The 15074-nt window shown below is 39.1% G+C and carries 18 protein-coding genes and 1 tRNA gene; 5 read left to right on the top strand and 14 right to left on the bottom strand.

The window, feature by feature from the left end:
• Nucleotides 1-7: 7 nt before the first annotated feature.
• The gene (locus K5I29_RS03500; RefSeq protein ID WP_264434468.1) at nucleotides 8-430 is read right to left on the bottom strand and encodes a DUF3408 domain-containing protein; all 423 of its coding nucleotides are present in this window, start codon (nucleotides 428-430) and stop codon (nucleotides 8-10) included.
• A gap of 5 nt (nucleotides 431-435) precedes the next feature.
• Entirely contained in the window at nucleotides 436-1203 is a 768-nt protein-coding gene (locus tag K5I29_RS03495; protein WP_264434467.1) for a ParA family protein, read from the bottom strand.
• Between the two features lie 683 nt (nucleotides 1204-1886).
• On the opposite strand from K5I29_RS03495, the gene mobA reads away from it, so the two are divergent.
• Both mobA and K5I29_RS03485 read left to right on the top strand, forming a co-directional pair.
• The gene (gene mobA, locus K5I29_RS03490) at nucleotides 1887-2324 is read left to right on the top strand and encodes a conjugal transfer protein MobA (protein WP_264434466.1); all 438 of its coding nucleotides are present in this window, start codon (nucleotides 1887-1889) and stop codon (nucleotides 2322-2324) included.
• 1 nt (nucleotide 2325) lies between these two features.
• A complete protein-coding gene (locus tag K5I29_RS03485; protein WP_264434465.1) occupies nucleotides 2326-3624 on the top strand; it encodes a relaxase/mobilization nuclease domain-containing protein in 1299 nt (432 codons plus the stop codon).
• A gap of 155 nt (nucleotides 3625-3779) precedes the next feature.
• Here K5I29_RS03485 and K5I29_RS03480 read toward each other — a convergent pair whose 3' ends face one another.
• Nucleotides 3780-4535 carry an aminoglycoside 6-adenylyltransferase gene (locus K5I29_RS03480; RefSeq protein ID WP_449404060.1) on the bottom strand — a complete coding sequence of 252 codons (756 nt, stop codon included), beginning with the start codon at nucleotides 4533-4535 and terminating at the stop codon, nucleotides 3780-3782.
• 301 nt (nucleotides 4536-4836) lie between these two features.
• Between K5I29_RS03480 and mobC the strand changes: the two genes are divergently transcribed.
• Nucleotides 4837-6837 carry a conjugal transfer protein MobC gene (gene mobC, locus K5I29_RS03475; protein ID WP_264434463.1) on the top strand — a complete coding sequence of 667 codons (2001 nt, stop codon included), beginning with the start codon at nucleotides 4837-4839 and terminating at the stop codon, nucleotides 6835-6837.
• A gap of 161 nt (nucleotides 6838-6998) precedes the next feature.
• A complete protein-coding gene (locus K5I29_RS03470) occupies nucleotides 6999-7622 on the top strand; it encodes a histidine phosphatase family protein (protein ID WP_264434462.1) in 624 nt (207 codons plus the stop codon).
• A gap of 107 nt (nucleotides 7623-7729) precedes the next feature.
• Here K5I29_RS03470 and speD read toward each other — a convergent pair whose 3' ends face one another.
• From speD to K5I29_RS03450, 4 genes are read right to left on the bottom strand one after another with little or no spacing between them, the layout of a single operon-like run.
• Nucleotides 7730-8089, bottom strand: a complete 360-nt coding sequence (speD, locus tag K5I29_RS03465) for an adenosylmethionine decarboxylase (protein ID WP_264434461.1) — start codon at nucleotides 8087-8089, stop codon at nucleotides 7730-7732.
• 4 nt (nucleotides 8090-8093) lie between these two features.
• Nucleotides 8094-9125, bottom strand: a complete 1032-nt coding sequence (locus K5I29_RS03460) for a bis-aminopropyl spermidine synthase family protein (RefSeq protein ID WP_264434460.1) — start codon at nucleotides 9123-9125, stop codon at nucleotides 8094-8096.
• A gap of 60 nt (nucleotides 9126-9185) precedes the next feature.
• Nucleotides 9186-9827 carry a beta-lactamase family protein gene (locus tag K5I29_RS03455; protein ID WP_264434459.1) on the bottom strand — a complete coding sequence of 214 codons (642 nt, stop codon included), beginning with the start codon at nucleotides 9825-9827 and terminating at the stop codon, nucleotides 9186-9188.
• 15 nt (nucleotides 9828-9842) lie between these two features.
• Complete coding sequence (locus K5I29_RS03450; protein ID WP_264434458.1) at nucleotides 9843-10559, bottom strand: serine hydrolase domain-containing protein; 717 nt, start codon at nucleotides 10557-10559, stop codon at nucleotides 9843-9845.
• A gap of 286 nt (nucleotides 10560-10845) precedes the next feature.
• Here K5I29_RS03450 and K5I29_RS03445 point away from each other — a divergent pair, with 286 nt between their 5' ends.
• The gene (locus tag K5I29_RS03445; protein WP_264434457.1) at nucleotides 10846-11415 is read left to right on the top strand and encodes a Crp/Fnr family transcriptional regulator; all 570 of its coding nucleotides are present in this window, start codon (nucleotides 10846-10848) and stop codon (nucleotides 11413-11415) included.
• Between the two features lie 108 nt (nucleotides 11416-11523).
• Here K5I29_RS03445 and K5I29_RS03440 read toward each other — a convergent pair whose 3' ends face one another.
• From K5I29_RS03440 to K5I29_RS03410, 7 genes are all read right to left on the bottom strand, one after another.
• The gene (locus K5I29_RS03440) at nucleotides 11524-12255 is read right to left on the bottom strand and encodes a YggS family pyridoxal phosphate-dependent enzyme (protein WP_264434456.1); all 732 of its coding nucleotides are present in this window, start codon (nucleotides 12253-12255) and stop codon (nucleotides 11524-11526) included.
• A 27-nt stretch (nucleotides 12256-12282) separates the two neighbouring features.
• A tRNA-Ala gene (locus tag K5I29_RS03435) sits at nucleotides 12283-12353 on the bottom strand.
• A 36-nt stretch (nucleotides 12354-12389) separates the two neighbouring features.
• Nucleotides 12390-12836, bottom strand: a complete 447-nt coding sequence (locus K5I29_RS03430; RefSeq protein ID WP_264434455.1) for a GNAT family N-acetyltransferase — start codon at nucleotides 12834-12836, stop codon at nucleotides 12390-12392.
• A 97-nt stretch (nucleotides 12837-12933) separates the two neighbouring features.
• Entirely contained in the window at nucleotides 12934-13476 is a 543-nt protein-coding gene (locus tag K5I29_RS03425; RefSeq protein ID WP_264434454.1) for a GNAT family N-acetyltransferase, read from the bottom strand.
• A gap of 12 nt (nucleotides 13477-13488) precedes the next feature.
• The gene (locus tag K5I29_RS03420; RefSeq protein ID WP_264434453.1) at nucleotides 13489-13821 is read right to left on the bottom strand and encodes a 2Fe-2S iron-sulfur cluster-binding protein; all 333 of its coding nucleotides are present in this window, start codon (nucleotides 13819-13821) and stop codon (nucleotides 13489-13491) included.
• Between the two features lie 88 nt (nucleotides 13822-13909).
• Entirely contained in the window at nucleotides 13910-14140 is a 231-nt protein-coding gene (locus tag K5I29_RS03415; RefSeq protein ID WP_264434452.1) for a thioredoxin family protein, read from the bottom strand.
• A 23-nt stretch (nucleotides 14141-14163) separates the two neighbouring features.
• Complete coding sequence (locus tag K5I29_RS03410; RefSeq protein WP_264434451.1) at nucleotides 14164-15063, bottom strand: dihydrodipicolinate synthase family protein; 900 nt, start codon at nucleotides 15061-15063, stop codon at nucleotides 14164-14166.
• Between the last annotated feature and the right edge of the window lie 11 nt (nucleotides 15064-15074).

Genomic DNA, 15074 nt, shown 5'->3' with positions numbered 1-15074 from the left:
GAATACTTTAAAAAATGGGTTTAAACTTATCGTTGAAATCATCGGTGATGGCTTTCTCGAATTGCTCAAAATGATGTTCGAGAATATTGTCCAAATAGGCATAAAGGGGTATCTTATCTTCCCCGATAACCTGCACGATACGGGAAAGCCGTTCGTGGTATTCCTGCCGGATGTAGATGCTCTTGTCGCCACGGCGTGTCATGGTATGGCTGTTGAGAAAACGCTCACCATAGCCCGTACCGGAAGCCCTTTTTTGTCGGGTACGCTCTTTGGTTACGGGCTTTTCCGTAGTGGTTTCCTTTGTCGGCTCTGCGTTCGGCTCTTGGGGAGCTACCGCCTGTTGGGGCTTCTTTGTTTCGCCTGCCATAATGGACATGAGATATGCCTCGTCAATCGGAGCATTCGGTTTTTTCTTGTTTTCGTTTTCCATAGCAGTTACAGTTTGATGGTTCGTAAAAATTCACTGATGAACAAATCCAAGCGGGAGGCTTTCAACAATCTTTTATCGGGAGGCAATAACGTTGAACGGAAGACGTTCTTTGCGGTTGTCTCGCTTTCTTTGCGGAAGCGTTTGCTATCGGAAATACGTGTTTCCATTGCTTGCAGTCCGACCTCCTTAATGACGTTGCCGTAGATTTCGTACAGGTGCGATTTTTCCCTGCCATCGACCATGTTCCAAAACAGCCTTATGGTTTCGATGGAGGTCTGCCCATGTTTCATAAGGACGTTGGTCAGCACATCGGTAAAGCTCAATGTGCTTTCCATGACCACACGGTCTGCGGTGATGGGCGAAAAGATGTGGTGCATTCCTGCCAGAGTATTCAGTAAGCCCGAAGTGTTCACCGTACCCGTCAAATCGAAGAAAACCATATCCACGGGAACAGCCGAGGACTTTACGAATGCTTCCGCATCCGTTAGGGCATTGTCAGCCTTGCTTTGCAATACCGGATAGGCTTTCTTGTTGATGGTGGAAAATTGGCGGTGTGCCAGTTTTTTCAGCACCTCGTTTTGCATGACCACTTTCAAATCCCGTTCCCTCATCTGACAGATGCTGTGCTGTGGATAATCGCAGTCAAAAACGGCTACGTTATAACCCATTTGGTAATGGAGTATGCTTGCCGTAACGGTTGTAAATGTGCTTTTTCCAACGCCTCCTTTTTGGCTTGAAAAAGCAATGAATTTTGTCCTGTTTGTTGCTTCCATTTCTATTCTATTTTTAAGTTTCTATTTTCCGTGTACTGCCTGCCGTCCTGCATGAAACAGGGCTGTCATCCCTGCACACCGTCCGGCAGTCTTGATACAATCCTGTCTGTCGGGCTTGCCATCGTTCGTTCAGTCAGCCGTGCCGTCATTACGGCTTTCACACGGGCAAGACCGATGGCTTGCTTGTCGTCCGATATTCCTGCCTGCCGTGCGGAATGCCGTCATGCGTTGCGGCATTCCTGCAATCCTGCGCTCTGTCATTCAGCGTTGCCATCGGGAGCGGATGCCTGCAAACAGGCTTGCGTGACTGATAGCACAAAGAAGCAGGTTATTCCGATGCACTCTTTTAACGCGGTAGTTTGGGGCATTTATTGGCAATGTTTGGTCGGGAGCGATAGGGCAATGTTTTGGAAAAGCTACCCTTACTTTGTAAGGACTTAAATGCAAGGGGTGAATGGAGAAATTATTGGGGTATAGCATTAACGAGTGGAACGGCTCAAAGCCGTTTTTTTCCGCTTTATCCAATCCGACCCGTAAGGCGGATTTTCTGTTCACCCGAACAGAGCAAGTTATGTTTTGAGATGCTCGAAATAAATTCCCGCACCTCAAAACCACTTGATCTTGCAGGGGGCTGAAAACCGCTCCGAAGTCGCAGTTTATAGTAATTATTAATGGATTTATATATGGAAGACAACAGAAGAAACCGAACAAACAAAGTTGGTCGCAAGCCTAAGAAAGACCCTGCTAGCCACCGTTATTCGATTAGTCTCAACGACATGGAAAATGCACAGTTTCTTACGTTGTTCGAGCAATCGGGAATGAAAGTAATGGCACATTTCATTACAGCCTGTATCTTTCAGAAGCCAATAAAGACCGTAAAAATTGATATGGATGCAGTCGATTTTCATACAAGGCTCACCAATTTTTACAGCCAGTTCAGAGCCGTTGGTGTGAATTATAACCAAATCGTGAAGATACTTTACCGCAATTTCTCGGAGAAAAAGGCATCGGCTTACCTCTTTAAACTGGAAAAGCAGACGGCAGAAATGGCGGATTTATGCCGGAAAGTGATTGAGCTAACACAGGAATTTGAAAGAGAACACCTACAAAAACATAGATAAGATGATAGCAAAGATTGGCAAGAGCGAGAATTTGTACGGTGCAATTTCATACAACCAAAAGAAGATTGACAGTGAAAACGGGCAGGTTTTATTATTGAACAGAATACCCGAAACATTGGATAATACCTATTCGACCAGTTACCTGCACCTGTGTTTTGAGCCGTATCTGTCCGCAAATATCAGAACGGAAAAGCCAGTGCGCCACATATCGCTGAACCCTGATCCTGTGGATAGGGTTAGCGATGGGCAGTTCGTAAAAATGGCGCAGGAGTACATGGAGCGCATGGGATATGGCAACCAACCATATATCGTTTTTAAGCATACCGATATTGAACGCACCCATATTCATATCGTAACGGTCTGTGTGGGTTTGGACGGCAAGAAGCTACGGGACAGTTACGACCATCCACGTTCGATGGCAATCTGTCGGGATTTGGAACAAATGTACAATCTTATACCTGCAACGGAAAAACAGCGTACCGGAAACGAGCAGGTATTCCGTCCGGTGGATTACAGAGCCGGAGACGTTAAGAGCCAAATCGCATCGGTGGTGCGACACTTGCCGAAGTATTACAGTTACGCAAGCCTCGGAGCGTACAACGCTTTGCTATCGCTTTTCAATATTACGGCGGAGGAAGTCAAAGGGGAACTGCACGGACAGCCTAAAAACGGTCTTGTTTATTTTGCGCTGAACGAACAGGGAGAAAAAGCGAGCAATCCTTTTAAGGCATCCCTTTTCGGGAAGCAGGCAGGACTGGACGAATTGCAAAACCAATTCGCAAAGGCTAAAGAGAAAATGAAAGCCGACCCCGTAAGAGCTGTACTCAAAAGCACCATTGAAGTGGCAATACACACCGCTACAAACGAAACCGATTTTAAAAAGCAGTTATTGGAACAGGGTATCAATACCGTGGTACGGCGCAACGATGAGGCGCGTATATATGGTATGACTTTTATCGACCACGAAAGCCGTACCGTTTGGAACGGTTCAGCTTTAGGTAAAAACCTTTCGGCGAATGTCTTTAATGATTGGTGGAACGAGCAAGCGGTTGGGCAACGCCAAGAAACTGAAAAAACAAACGCACAAAATCAGTCATCGATCACAGGCAACACCGTAGAGAAAGAGGAAGCCCATGCACTTTTTAACTTCCTAAATAAAGAACAGCAGACCGATGATTTATGGATAGACGGATTGGGTGGGCTACTGCCGGAGGCACAGGGCGAAGACTACGAGGAACAGGAATTTGCCAACCGTATGAAGAAAAAGAAGAAACGCAAAAGGCATGGAAGACAACAATAGCTTTTTTGACCATCAAAGACCAGGATTAACATCTTGGTCTTTGATGGTTAGCTTTGAATGAAACGTTTAACAGAGTGGATGGGTAAACCGCATTTGTAGGAATAGATTACAAGCAATAAACATTTCCCAACCACATAAAGAAATAGAAAATCAGCTTATTCAATCCTATTTAGTAGTCGTTTTAGGTCTGTCTTAACACCTAATTCATCAAACAGCTTTTTTGATAAGTTCAATGAATTTTGGAAAGCTACTTTTAAATTGCCAGTGTCCAAATCAGATGTTGTCAATCTAAATTCTGAATACCAATCTTTGTCAATATCATTCTCTAAACTTTTTGTCGGACTTTCCCAATGGTGGGTTTGATTTGTTGCTATTCGGATTAACCAAAGTAAATACTTTTGTACGTTTGACAGGCTTTGGTAAGCGTGAGCGTATTCCTTTCTTTTAATCAAGTTACTTGTTGTCAACAATACATTCAGTAATGATTGGCTTAAAAATAAGATATTTTCATTTGTAGTTCTGTCGGGCAATTTTGTTTTTATTTGATTAAGTGTTTCAGTCAAAAAACCGTCTTTGTCAATTAAGTTCATTTGGTCAAAATCACTGAACGATACAAAGCCCTCCCACGATTTTATGACGTCAATCTCATTTATTGTTAAAAAATGAAATTCACCTCTAATCAGGTTCTCAAAAATTGCGACTTCACTGCCATATTCATTCGTAAAGTATAACGTTGTCGAATAAATCTTGTTTACCCACTTTTTGGCAGAAAAATTTTCTTTGCTTTTCAGAAAAATATAAAACTCAATATCAGAATATTGGTCGCCCTCGTTTTTGGTAAACGACCCATACATTAAAACTGCGGAAACATTTTCGTCCTGTTGAGCGATTGATTTGGTCGTATCAATCATTTGTAGCTGTGTCATTGTACTAAATTTAAAGTTTTGCATGCATTTCTTCATCACTTATACAAAGTGATGAATTGTCAACTCCATTTTTGAACGGTTACTTACAGCTTCATTGGATTAAATATTTTAGTTTTTTGTTAGGAACAAAGTTACAAAAAATTGCTCTTGATACTCAATAGCAAGTTTTACTTTTTCGGCTTCTACTATACTCAGCCAAACTAAGCCACCAAAAGCCATCCGACACCGCTTTGAATAAGTGCTTTTAAATAGCCTCTAAATTCCCTGCATCACTAAAATTTTTGTTATGCAAGGAGAAGACGATTTGAGAGGCTTAGCCAAAATTATGGCTTTTATGCGTGCCGTAAGTATTCTATTGGTACTGATGCATTTTTATTGGTTCTGTTACGGTTTCTTTGCCGAGCGTGGATGGACACTGGAAATCATCGGCAAGATACTGACCAATTTCAACCGTACCGCAGGGCTTTTTTCACACACGCTTTTCACTAAGATTTTCGCATTGCTATTGTTGGCGTTAAGCTGTCTCGGTACTAAGGGCGTAAAGAATGAAAAGATAACATGGGCTAAGATTTACACCGCCTTAGGTATTGGCTTTGTGCTGTTCTTTCTGAACATACCATTATTAAAGCTGTCGGCAGTGATTGCCACATCGCTTTACATCCTTACAACGGGCTTGGGATATATAGCTTTGCTCATGGCAGGGGTATGGATGAGCAGACTACTCCGCAACAATCTGATGGACGATGTTTTTAATAATGAAAACGAGAGTTTCCAACAAGAAACCCGTCTGATAGAAAATGAATACTCGGTCAATCTTCCCACAAGGTTTTTTTACAAAGGCAAGTGGAACAATGGATGGATTAATATCGTCAACCCTTTTCGAGCTTCGATTGTGCTTGGCACTCCCGGCTCCGGAAAATCCTACGCCATCGTAAACAATTACATCAAGCAACATATCGAAAAGGGCTTTGCGATGTATATCTACGATTTCAAGTTTGACGACCTTTCCACCATTGCCTACAACCATTTGCTGAAACATTCCGATAAGTATAAGATAACACCCAAGTTTTATGTTATCAATTTTGACGACCCACGCCGAAGCCATAGATGCAATCCGTTAAGCCCTGCCTTTATGACGGATATATCCGATGCTTACGAAGCCTCTTATACCATCATGTTAAACCTCAACAGGTCGTGGATTTTGAAGCAAGGGGATTTTTTCGTGGAAAGCCCAATTATACTGCTTGCTTCAATCATTTGGTTTCTGAAAATCTATGAAAACGGGAAGTATTGCACGTTTCCCCATGCTATTGAATTGCTTAATAAAAAATATGCAGACGTGTTTACAATTTTGACCTCATACCCCGAACTTGAAAACTATTTATCGGCTTTCATGGATGCGTGGCAGGGCGGAGCGCAAGACCAGTTGCAGGGGCAAATAGCATCGGCAAAAATTCCGTTGTCACGCATGATTTCGCCACAACTTTATTGGGTAATGACGGGGGATGATTTTTCACTGGACATCAACAACCCCCAAGAACCGAAAATCCTATGCATGGGTAATAATCCCGACCGTCAAAATATCTATTCGTCCGCTTTAGGATTGTACAATTCGAGGATTGTAAAACTTATCAATAAGAAAGATAAGTTAAAGAGTTCCGTTATCATAGACGAGTTGCCTACGATATATTTTCGGGGTTTGGATAATCTTATCGCAACGGCACGTAGCAATAAGGTGGCTGTGTGCTTGGGTTTTCAAGACTATTCGCAATTAATAAGGGATTACGGCGACAAGGAAAGCAAGGTCATCCAAAATACGGTGGGCAATATTTTCTCCGGTCAGGTAGTGGGCGAAACAGCTAAAAACCTAAGTGAACGCTTCGGGAAAGTGTTGCAGAAACGGCAAAGCATGACCATCAACCGTAATGACAAATCTACTTCTATATCCACCCAATTAGACAGCCTTATTCCGGCTTCCAAAATATCCACGCTCACACAGGGTATATTTGTCGGGGCAGTATCGGACAACTTCGATGAGCGTATCGAGCAGAAAATATTTCATGCTGAAATTGTAGTGGATAACGAAAAGGTTTCTGCCGAAACCAAAGCATATCAGAAGATACCGCAGATTTTATCTTTTGCTGATGAAAACGGCAACGACAATATGAAGCAAGTCATTGAAGACAATTACAGGCAAGTCAAAACGGACGTTTTGCAGATTGTGGAAAGCGAAATGGAGCGTATCAAGAACGACCCCGATTTACAGCATTTGATACAGCAGGATTAGTAACAATCTAACATTGAGCATTTTCAGCTTATAATATATTTCGTGTTGTGTTTTTCTTTAAATTAGCACAAAACGCCTACGTATTTTTTGGTTAAGAATGTTCTCCGTCCGGTGCGGACGCAAAACTGTCACCAAACTTTGCATAAAGACTATAAAACAAAATGACCGTATTGAAAAATATAATCACCATCCAACATCCCGAATCAATTCATCATACTAATAGAATGATTGGTTCATGGACAGACTGGGAACTATCTGAAAAAGGAATTGAGCAAGCAGAAAATATAGCCTGTAGTCTACAATTAGAGATTAAAAATAATGAATTTTCGCTCTTTACATCCCCTCTTAAAAGAGCAAAACAAACTGCCGAAATCATTGGAGAAAAGCTGAATATACAACCTCGGATAACAGATGCTTTAAAAGAAAGGAGTTTAGGTAAAGCAAACGGAAAATCTGTACAATGGCTAAAAGAAAACATCGAAAATGAGGAAATAACAATTTACGATAAATGCTTTAACGATGCAGAATCCAGATATGATGTTTGGCAAAGATTACTACCTTTCTACAACGAAATCATCATCCATGATGATGAAAATATAATTATTGTTTCCCACGGAGATACATTGAGCATATTCAATGCGATGTGGTTGGGTTTGGAAGCTGAAATATTAAATAGAATTGACTTATACGGTGTAAGTGGAGGTGTCTCATTTTTACACCAAACAAGCACAGGAAAAAGGGTTATCAAAAGATTGAGCGATACCTCTTATGTCAAATTTTGGTAAGCCAATCCTTAACCAGTATCGGGCGGATTTAAAATGTCTTCAATTGTATAGTGTTTAACGCAATTAGGTGGAGACATTTCATACGACTTTCATTGTGGATTTATTTTTCACAACACGCCACGAACCAAAGTTTTGATATGCCACTTTTCAGAGGAAAGTTGGTCTATTATCCAAGTAACTGCTTCAATCGCATCCCTATCAGTACTACATAGATAAAAATCAACGCTGGCATAACTATACTCAGGAAATGTATGTATTGAGATGTGAGACTCGGCCAGTAGTAATATTCCTGTCACTCCCTGCGGTTGAAACTGGTGAAAGCATTTTCCGACAACTTGAGTTTCAAGCTTCTCACTACAAGTGGTAAGAATATTTAACAATGTATTTGGCTGATTCAAAATTTTTTGGTTGCAATTCCAGAGGTCTAATATGTAGTGTATCCCTTTCGTATTAATATCTTTTTTCAATTTCTCAATTATCTCTTTTTTGTTTATTTCTATTTGAATAGGTATAAATATTTTCTATCTCTACTGCCGTGTCAATTTTTGACTTTATCTTCATTAAGTAATACATATTACTCCTACCACCGAGAATGCTTGCCCCTTCATATCTGTTGAATTTTTTTCTAATTTGTTCTATCAAAAATCCATTACTATCAATTATATTTTGCGTTTTCATCAAATCCATAGCTTTCTTTTGACCAAATGACAAATACACTTTTCCTCCAATACTAGGTTTTAAAGAAATATTTGCTACCGAAAGAAATAAATTAAGACCGTTTATGGTATATGGTGGATCTGTAAAAACAGTATCAATATTTTGGGGGAGTTTAATGGAAGAATGGCACTGCAGATTTCCAAGTACTGTATCAATTGGGTAATTTTCATTTATACCTGTTAGTTTTATAAACTTGGTTAATCGCTCATCAATGTCGACCACTATAATATCACAAATTAAGCCTTTACCAATGCTGATGGCTTTCAAAACGCTAATAATAGCAATACTAAGACAGTCATCATCTCCAATGCAAAGTACTCTTCTACCGATGATATCAAAGTTTAACAAAGAAAATCTGACCCTATTCAAAAGGGTTTCAATAGTGCAATGTGCTTGGTCTAATTCATACTTTACATATGGTCGTTGTTTCAAAATTGATTGGATTTTGGAGTGTATAAATTCGACTATTTCAGAATGCCCATGAATAAATTGTTGGTATTTGTCTAAACAGACAAGTCCGTATCTGAGCGTATTTCTTACGTATTCAATACCTCGAGGGGATAAATGGATTTTTCTATTTACTTGTTCTATTAATCCATTAGAAAGCAATTCATTTCTAATGGCTACAGCCGTTGGTTTTGGTATATTGAAATTCTCAGAAATATCCAACGTTTTCAAACTTTGTTTTATGTATATCTCAGAAAGTATATTCTCCACCAGCACGTAAGGCTCGTGAGGACAAGAAGATGTATGAATCTGATTTAAAATTTGTTTCTTTTTTGTCATATAGCAAAAATATCTCTATAAACTTTAAATGTACTTTGCATATGTTAATTAATTTAACCCTTATTGAAAGATACGCTGAGCTATTTCTGGTTCGGAGTTAGTATACCAAAGCAGGCGAATGTTATTATCCATCTCCTGGAATATGAACTCTAGCTCGGTAGCAGTATGCTCTTCAAAGAAGCGGTTTGAATTTAGTGGTAAAAGTGTTAATATCATACCATTTGCTAATTTCATACATAGTTGTTCTTTATCAATATATATATCTACGGCAAGAGATTTCCCCTCCTCGTCGCCAAACCTATACTTTCCAGTAAATGCTTGGACATTCCTCGGGTTAAATTCAATAATATTTTTGTTTTCTAAAGGAATTGGTAGATCATAAGAGTCATCGTCACACATGATTTGCTCAAAACTTGTCACTAATTGCTGGGTATAAGAGTGACTCCGTTCACCATTTTGCAAGAGTATAAGGGTTATATCACGGTCAATATATCGCTTAAACAACGTTGAATACCCCGGCCAACCACCCGTGTGATAAACTATGCTTCCTAATCGATCATCTTCTTGAAGAAACCATCCCAGCCCATAATTAATAGATACCCCATTATTTATTATAGCTGGTGAGTACATAAGTTTTTTCGTTTCTGCGATAATGAATTCATCATTATACAAAGCTCTATCCAAGCGTAGCAAGTCATTCACAGTACTGTTTATCATTCAGTCTCCCTGTAAACCATCTAAATATTTCACATAATTAAGTTCAGGTATTTCGTCAGGCAATACATAACCGCCATATCCAATGCGATATACGTACCCATATGCGTAATCTAATGGCGTAAAACGAGAATTAATTCTACGATTAAACACCATACTTCGGTCCATTTTTAACGGCTTAAATATCGCTTCTTCAAGATACTCGCTATACGACTGACCAGATATTCGTTCGATGAGGATTGCCAAAAGAATATAGCCAGTATTACTGTATTCCCAGCTTTCATTGGGAGCAAACAATACATCAGGTCGATGCTCTACTATTAGACGAAGTACATCTTCATTAAAAGCATAGCGGGCTGGGTTCCATTTTTTAGCAAACAACTCCATATAATCAGGTAAACCAGAGGTATGATTTAACAAATGTCGAATTGTGATGCCGGAATATGGAAGTTCTGGAATCCAATTGGAAATGGGGTTGTCGAAATCTAGCTTTCCTTTTTGCTGCAGACGAATAATTGCTGTCGCCGTAATGGGCTTTGAGACAGAAGCGAGTTCAAACATTGAGTTCGTTGTCAATAAACGCGCTGTATTTTGTTTTTTTTCTGCTATACCTATTGCTTCACTCAATAGTATTTCTCCATCAACTGCTAGTAGAGCCACACCATTAAAACTCTCTTGTTCCTTTACCTTGGAAATTAATGATCTGAGTTTTTCTTTCATACTTTATTTTTTTACAAACCTTTTTATAAACCACACTAGACATCAAAATTAATGCTTGCACAGTTGTTGCTTCAGCTAAAGTTCCGATTCATCTGAGAGAATCTTTGCGATCTGCTCTCGGCTTATATCGCAAAATGTCACTTCTTTAATTTTCGTTTTTTGCTTACGTTATGATACATCGCAAATATATTCCTTTAAGTAGTTAAGTTACTTAACTTGTGTTAAGAAACTTCGAGACATTACCTTTTTGTACCTTTGTAAATACTATCGCAATACAAAATTTTAAATGGAAAATAAAAATTACAGCGAGTACATCCCCTATAAAGAATTACTTTCTAAAGGATCCTTAGAAAAAATTTGTACTTGTTTAACCCTTATAGAAATGCAACGAGGAGAATTGCTAATATCCGACATGAAATTGGATATGCACTCCTATATTGTAAAGCAGGGAATACTTCGTGCCTATATAAACACCGAGGATAGAGAAATTACTTTTTGGTTTCCGAAAGAAGGTGATATTGTCACATCTACATATGGATACTTTTACAAAAGAAAAGGGTATGAAAATTTTCAAGCGTTAGAAAGTGTCAGCTTGTTAAAAATCGATATGGAGAAGATGCGAAATCTATATAATGAGAACCTCGAAATAGCAAATTGGTCTCGTGTGATAACTGAGAAAGAAGGAATATTATCGGAAGAAAGGCACCTCGATTATATTTTACTGAGTCCAGAAGAGCGATATCAAAAGCTTTTGTCAACACAACCATCCTTATTTCAAAGAGTCATGCTCAAAGAGATAGCTTCTTATATTGGCGTTTCGCCAGTATCATTGAGCAGAATAAGAGCAAGGATTTAATATCAATTAATGAGTGGACTGGGTTAATTTAGTTCCTTTAAAAAATATGGGCACTCAGCTGAAAGATGGTGTTTGTCTGTTACGTATGCGGACCTAAATCACTAAACATTAATTGGTCTCATCCCAGTAATAACTGTCAGGATGTATTCTCTGGCCAAATATTGCTGTTCCTACACGTATTATTGTTGCTCCCTCTGCAATAGCTGTTTCCAAATCTCCGCTCATTCCCATTGACAATTCTTTCATTTGTATATCAGGAATGTTTAATGCGATAATTTCCTGTTGAATACTTTTCAATAATTTAAAGCATTGTCTCACTTTCTCGGTTTCAGCACTGAATAAACCAATGGTCATCAATCCTTTTATTTTTAGTCGGTTCAATCGGGCAATCTGCTGAACCAAAGTTATGGCTTTATCGGGATGCACCCCGAATTTACTTTCTTCATTGGACGTATTGACCTGTACAAGTATATCTATCGTTTTATCTTCATACTCCAAACGTTGCTGTAACTTTTCTGCCAAGTCTATACGGTCAAGAGATTGAATACAGGAAACATCATATTTTAAAACCTCTTTGATTTTATTGGTTTGCAAATGCCCAATGAAATGATTGGTATGTGAAACACCTTTCAATGCTTCATATTTCTCTTTGAGTTCCTGCACTTTGTTTTCTGCTATCAGTGTATGTCCTGCTTGCAATGCAATTTTGATACGTTCGACAGGTACGGTTTTAGTTGCTAATAACAATTTTACTTCATCGGGATTTCTGTTACTTTCCTTGCAGGCATTGTTTATCCGTTCTTGTATAACTGCCATATTTCGCAAGATTTCTTCATTCATACGTTGATGTTTTCTTGGAATATTTTGAGGTCGGAAATGGATTTGAACCATTGTAAAAGATATTGCGTATCCTTGCTTTGCCACTCAGCCATCCGACCAATTTCAGGCGAACCGACTTAGTCCGCCTTTTCTTTTTATTTCCACCAATAGTAATAATTGTGCTTATCGTCATATTCAAATCCGCAACGTGGATAAAGCTTGTTGCCAATGTCGTTCGTTTTTTCAGTTTCCAACATCAATCCGCAAGCTCCTGTCTCATCACACCACTGTTTGGCTCTGTCAATTAAAGCAACTGATAGTCCATTGCATCTGTAATCGGGATGAACAAACAAATCGCTCAACAGCCATTGCTTTGCCAGTTTGATGTAATGATATAGTTTGTACAGCTGAACAAAACCAACTGCTTTGCCGTCTGCATACACGACAAAAATGTTTGATTGGTCGTTGTCTAATCTTTCCTTAATGAACTGTTTGCATTTTTCGTAATCATCTGCCTGACGGTAAAAAACCCGATAGAGATTAAATAACTCTGCTGTTGTGTCTAAATCTTTTAGTCCTACTTTCTTAATGTTGTACTCCATTTCAATAAATTATTTTGATTAATGCTGTAAAAGTATCAAATTACAGGATTAGCTTGATGGTACAGTTTGATGATATGTAAGTAGTCCAGAACAACGCTCATCGCTTTTTCGGTTTACACCATTTTTCTTTACTTATTCCATAGACAAAATTCAATCGTGATGCTCCGTCCGGATAGGTTACTGCTTCCTCCGCAATTTTATCTATACCGATACGCTCTATGGCAACCTGCGAACGGATATTGTTTGCCCCGATATGGAAATATACTTTTGAAACGAATTGGAAAATATAATCCAACATCGTGACTTTTACCAATTTGTTTATGCCTTTGCCCCAATAGGCAACGGCATAAAAGGTATAGCCTACGAAAATGCTGTTTTCCTGTTCGTTGTAATTGTAAAAGCGTGTACTTCCGATAATGTTTCCTGTGGTTTTATCTACGATTTTAAATGCTCCTTTGCTTTGCATTGCAAGGTCAAAGAATGTTTTAAATACATCTTTTTTCCAACGGTCTTTATTGGGGTGCTGTTCCCATATTTTGGGGTCGGATGCTACGGTATACAAAGCCTCAAAATCCTTTTCCTGCAATGGATAAAGGATTGCTTTTTCGTTTTCTAACAGGGGTTGGATATTGATGTTCATTTTTTTTAAATATTAAAACTTATCATAGTTTATTTTAATGCTATCGCTTATAGGATTGGACACACAAGCCAAAATCAAGCCTTGCTGTATATGGGCTTCAGATAGAACGAAATTCCTCCTTAAACGCACTTCGCCCTCTTCCAATTTACATACACAAGTGCCACACGTACCTCTGCAACAGGAATGCGGAGCATCAACTCCGGCATTGAGCATCGCATCAAGCAAAGGTATCTGTTTGTTCCATTGGATATGTTTTGTGTTACCATTCAATATCAATGTTACTTTCACGTTTTCCGAATACTCGTCTTGTTCTTCGGCAAGTTTAGTTTCTCCTTTAGGGTTCATATTATAATTTGCTTGTAGTAGTTTAACATTGAAACAATAGTGTATAAAGCCCGAAAGTCTTTACTGCTTTCGGGCTTTTAGATTGACGTTACTTTAAATCTTCTATGGAAGCACCAAAGTTGATGTGTAGCACATTGCCATTAGACAAAACCAATGCAGGAACAGATTGTACACCTGCATTTTCTGCTTCTTTTACTTTTGTTTTGTCTGTACCCAAATGGATTACTTCAACCTGATTTTCAGGTATAAGATTTAAAATGTCCTTTTCTGCACTTACGCATACAGGACAACCTGCGTGATAAAAAATTGCTTTTGCCATTTTACGTTATTTTAGAATTATGGTTAATACTGATAAACTTCACTTTCAATAGCCGAAAGTATGCTGTCCAGTTCGGCTATTTCATTTTCACTAAGTGGTTTCAAAGGGCTTTTAAAACCGCCTCCACCTACTCCCAATAGGTCTAAGCCTGCCTTTATAGAGCGTGGTAAACCTTTGGCTACAATGAACTTTAACAAATCAAACTGTTTGTAGAATATTCTTTGGGCTTTCTCCAAATCGTTCTCCTGTATGGCATCATAAAGGGCAATGTTGAGTTCGGGTATTAGATTGGGCGAAGCGGTACACCAACCTCTTGCACCTGCCGAAAAAGCGGATAGTGCCAATGGGTTAGAACCGTTAAAAAAAGCTACTTCTTCACCTAATTCTCTTCTCAAATAGTGCATACGTTGAATATCCCCTGTACTTTCTTTTATCATCGTTACGTTCGGAATTTCCAATAAACGCTTCAACAATGCAGGCGACATATCCACACCGCCTGTTGCAGGGTTGTTGTATGCCATTATGGGGATGGAAATTTTAGAAGCAACGGCATCGTAATGTTTCACAATTTCGTCGTCGGTCAGTTTCCAATAGCTCATCGGGATAATCATTACTGCCGTAGCACCTGCTTTTTCGGCAAATTGTGCGTGGTAAACGGTTTTTTCCGTAGTAAGGTTGGAAACACCTACCAATGTAGGCACTCTGCCTGCTACCTGTTGCATAGTCGCTTCGGTTACGGCTTCTTTTTCAGCATCGTTGAGGTAAGGCATTACACCTGTGCTACCCAATGGAGCAATACCGTGTGAACCTGTTGTAACCAATCGCTCTACTTGTTTTTTGAATAACGAAATATCGACATTCTCGTTGTCATCAAATGGTGTAACCGGGTATGCGATTACGCCTTTAAATGGTACTTTGTTCATTTGCTGTCCTG

The organism is Flavobacterium agricola, assembly GCF_025919725.1.
Classification (GTDB): domain Bacteria; phylum Bacteroidota; class Bacteroidia; order Flavobacteriales; family Flavobacteriaceae; genus Flavobacterium; species Flavobacterium agricola.
This window is presented reverse-complemented; position numbering and strand designations above follow the sequence as displayed.

Bases quoted from the DNA above. Each gene is read 5' to 3' on its own strand.
- K5I29_RS03445 (WP_264434457.1), top strand. From the start codon at position 10,846: ATGGAAAATAAAAATTACAGCGAGTACATCCCCTATAAAGAATTACTT.
- K5I29_RS03430 (WP_264434455.1), bottom strand. From the start codon at position 12,836: ATGGAGTACAACATTAAGAAAGTAGGACTAAAAGATTTAGACACAACA.
- K5I29_RS03470 (WP_264434462.1), top strand. From the start codon at position 6,999: ATGACCGTATTGAAAAATATAATCACCATCCAACATCCCGAATCAATT.
- K5I29_RS03410 (WP_264434451.1), bottom strand. From the start codon at position 15,063: ATGAACAAAGTACCATTTAAAGGCGTAATCGCATACCCGGTTACACCA.
- mobA (WP_264434466.1), top strand. From the start codon at position 1,887: ATGGAAGACAACAGAAGAAACCGAACAAACAAAGTTGGTCGCAAGCCT.
- K5I29_RS03440 (WP_264434456.1), bottom strand. From the start codon at position 12,255: ATGAATGAAGAAATCTTGCGAAATATGGCAGTTATACAAGAACGGATA.
- K5I29_RS03495 (WP_264434467.1), bottom strand. From the start codon at position 1,203: ATGGAAGCAACAAACAGGACAAAATTCATTGCTTTTTCAAGCCAAAAA.
- K5I29_RS03480 (WP_449404060.1), bottom strand. From the start codon at position 4,535: ATGATTGATACGACCAAATCAATCGCTCAACAGGACGAAAATGTTTCC.
- K5I29_RS03415 (WP_264434452.1), bottom strand. From the start codon at position 14,140: ATGGCAAAAGCAATTTTTTATCACGCAGGTTGTCCTGTATGCGTAAGT.
- K5I29_RS03460 (WP_264434460.1), bottom strand. From the start codon at position 9,125: ATGACAAAAAAGAAACAAATTTTAAATCAGATTCATACATCTTCTTGT.
- K5I29_RS03485 (WP_264434465.1), top strand. From the start codon at position 2,326: ATGATAGCAAAGATTGGCAAGAGCGAGAATTTGTACGGTGCAATTTCA.
- K5I29_RS03425 (WP_264434454.1), bottom strand. From the start codon at position 13,476: ATGAACATCAATATCCAACCCCTGTTAGAAAACGAAAAAGCAATCCTT.
- K5I29_RS03420 (WP_264434453.1), bottom strand. From the start codon at position 13,821: ATGAACCCTAAAGGAGAAACTAAACTTGCCGAAGAACAAGACGAGTAT.
- mobC (WP_264434463.1), top strand. From the start codon at position 4,837: ATGCAAGGAGAAGACGATTTGAGAGGCTTAGCCAAAATTATGGCTTTT.
- K5I29_RS03450 (WP_264434458.1), bottom strand. From the start codon at position 10,559: ATGAAAGAAAAACTCAGATCATTAATTTCCAAGGTAAAGGAACAAGAG.
- K5I29_RS03500 (WP_264434468.1), bottom strand. From the start codon at position 430: ATGGAAAACGAAAACAAGAAAAAACCGAATGCTCCGATTGACGAGGCA.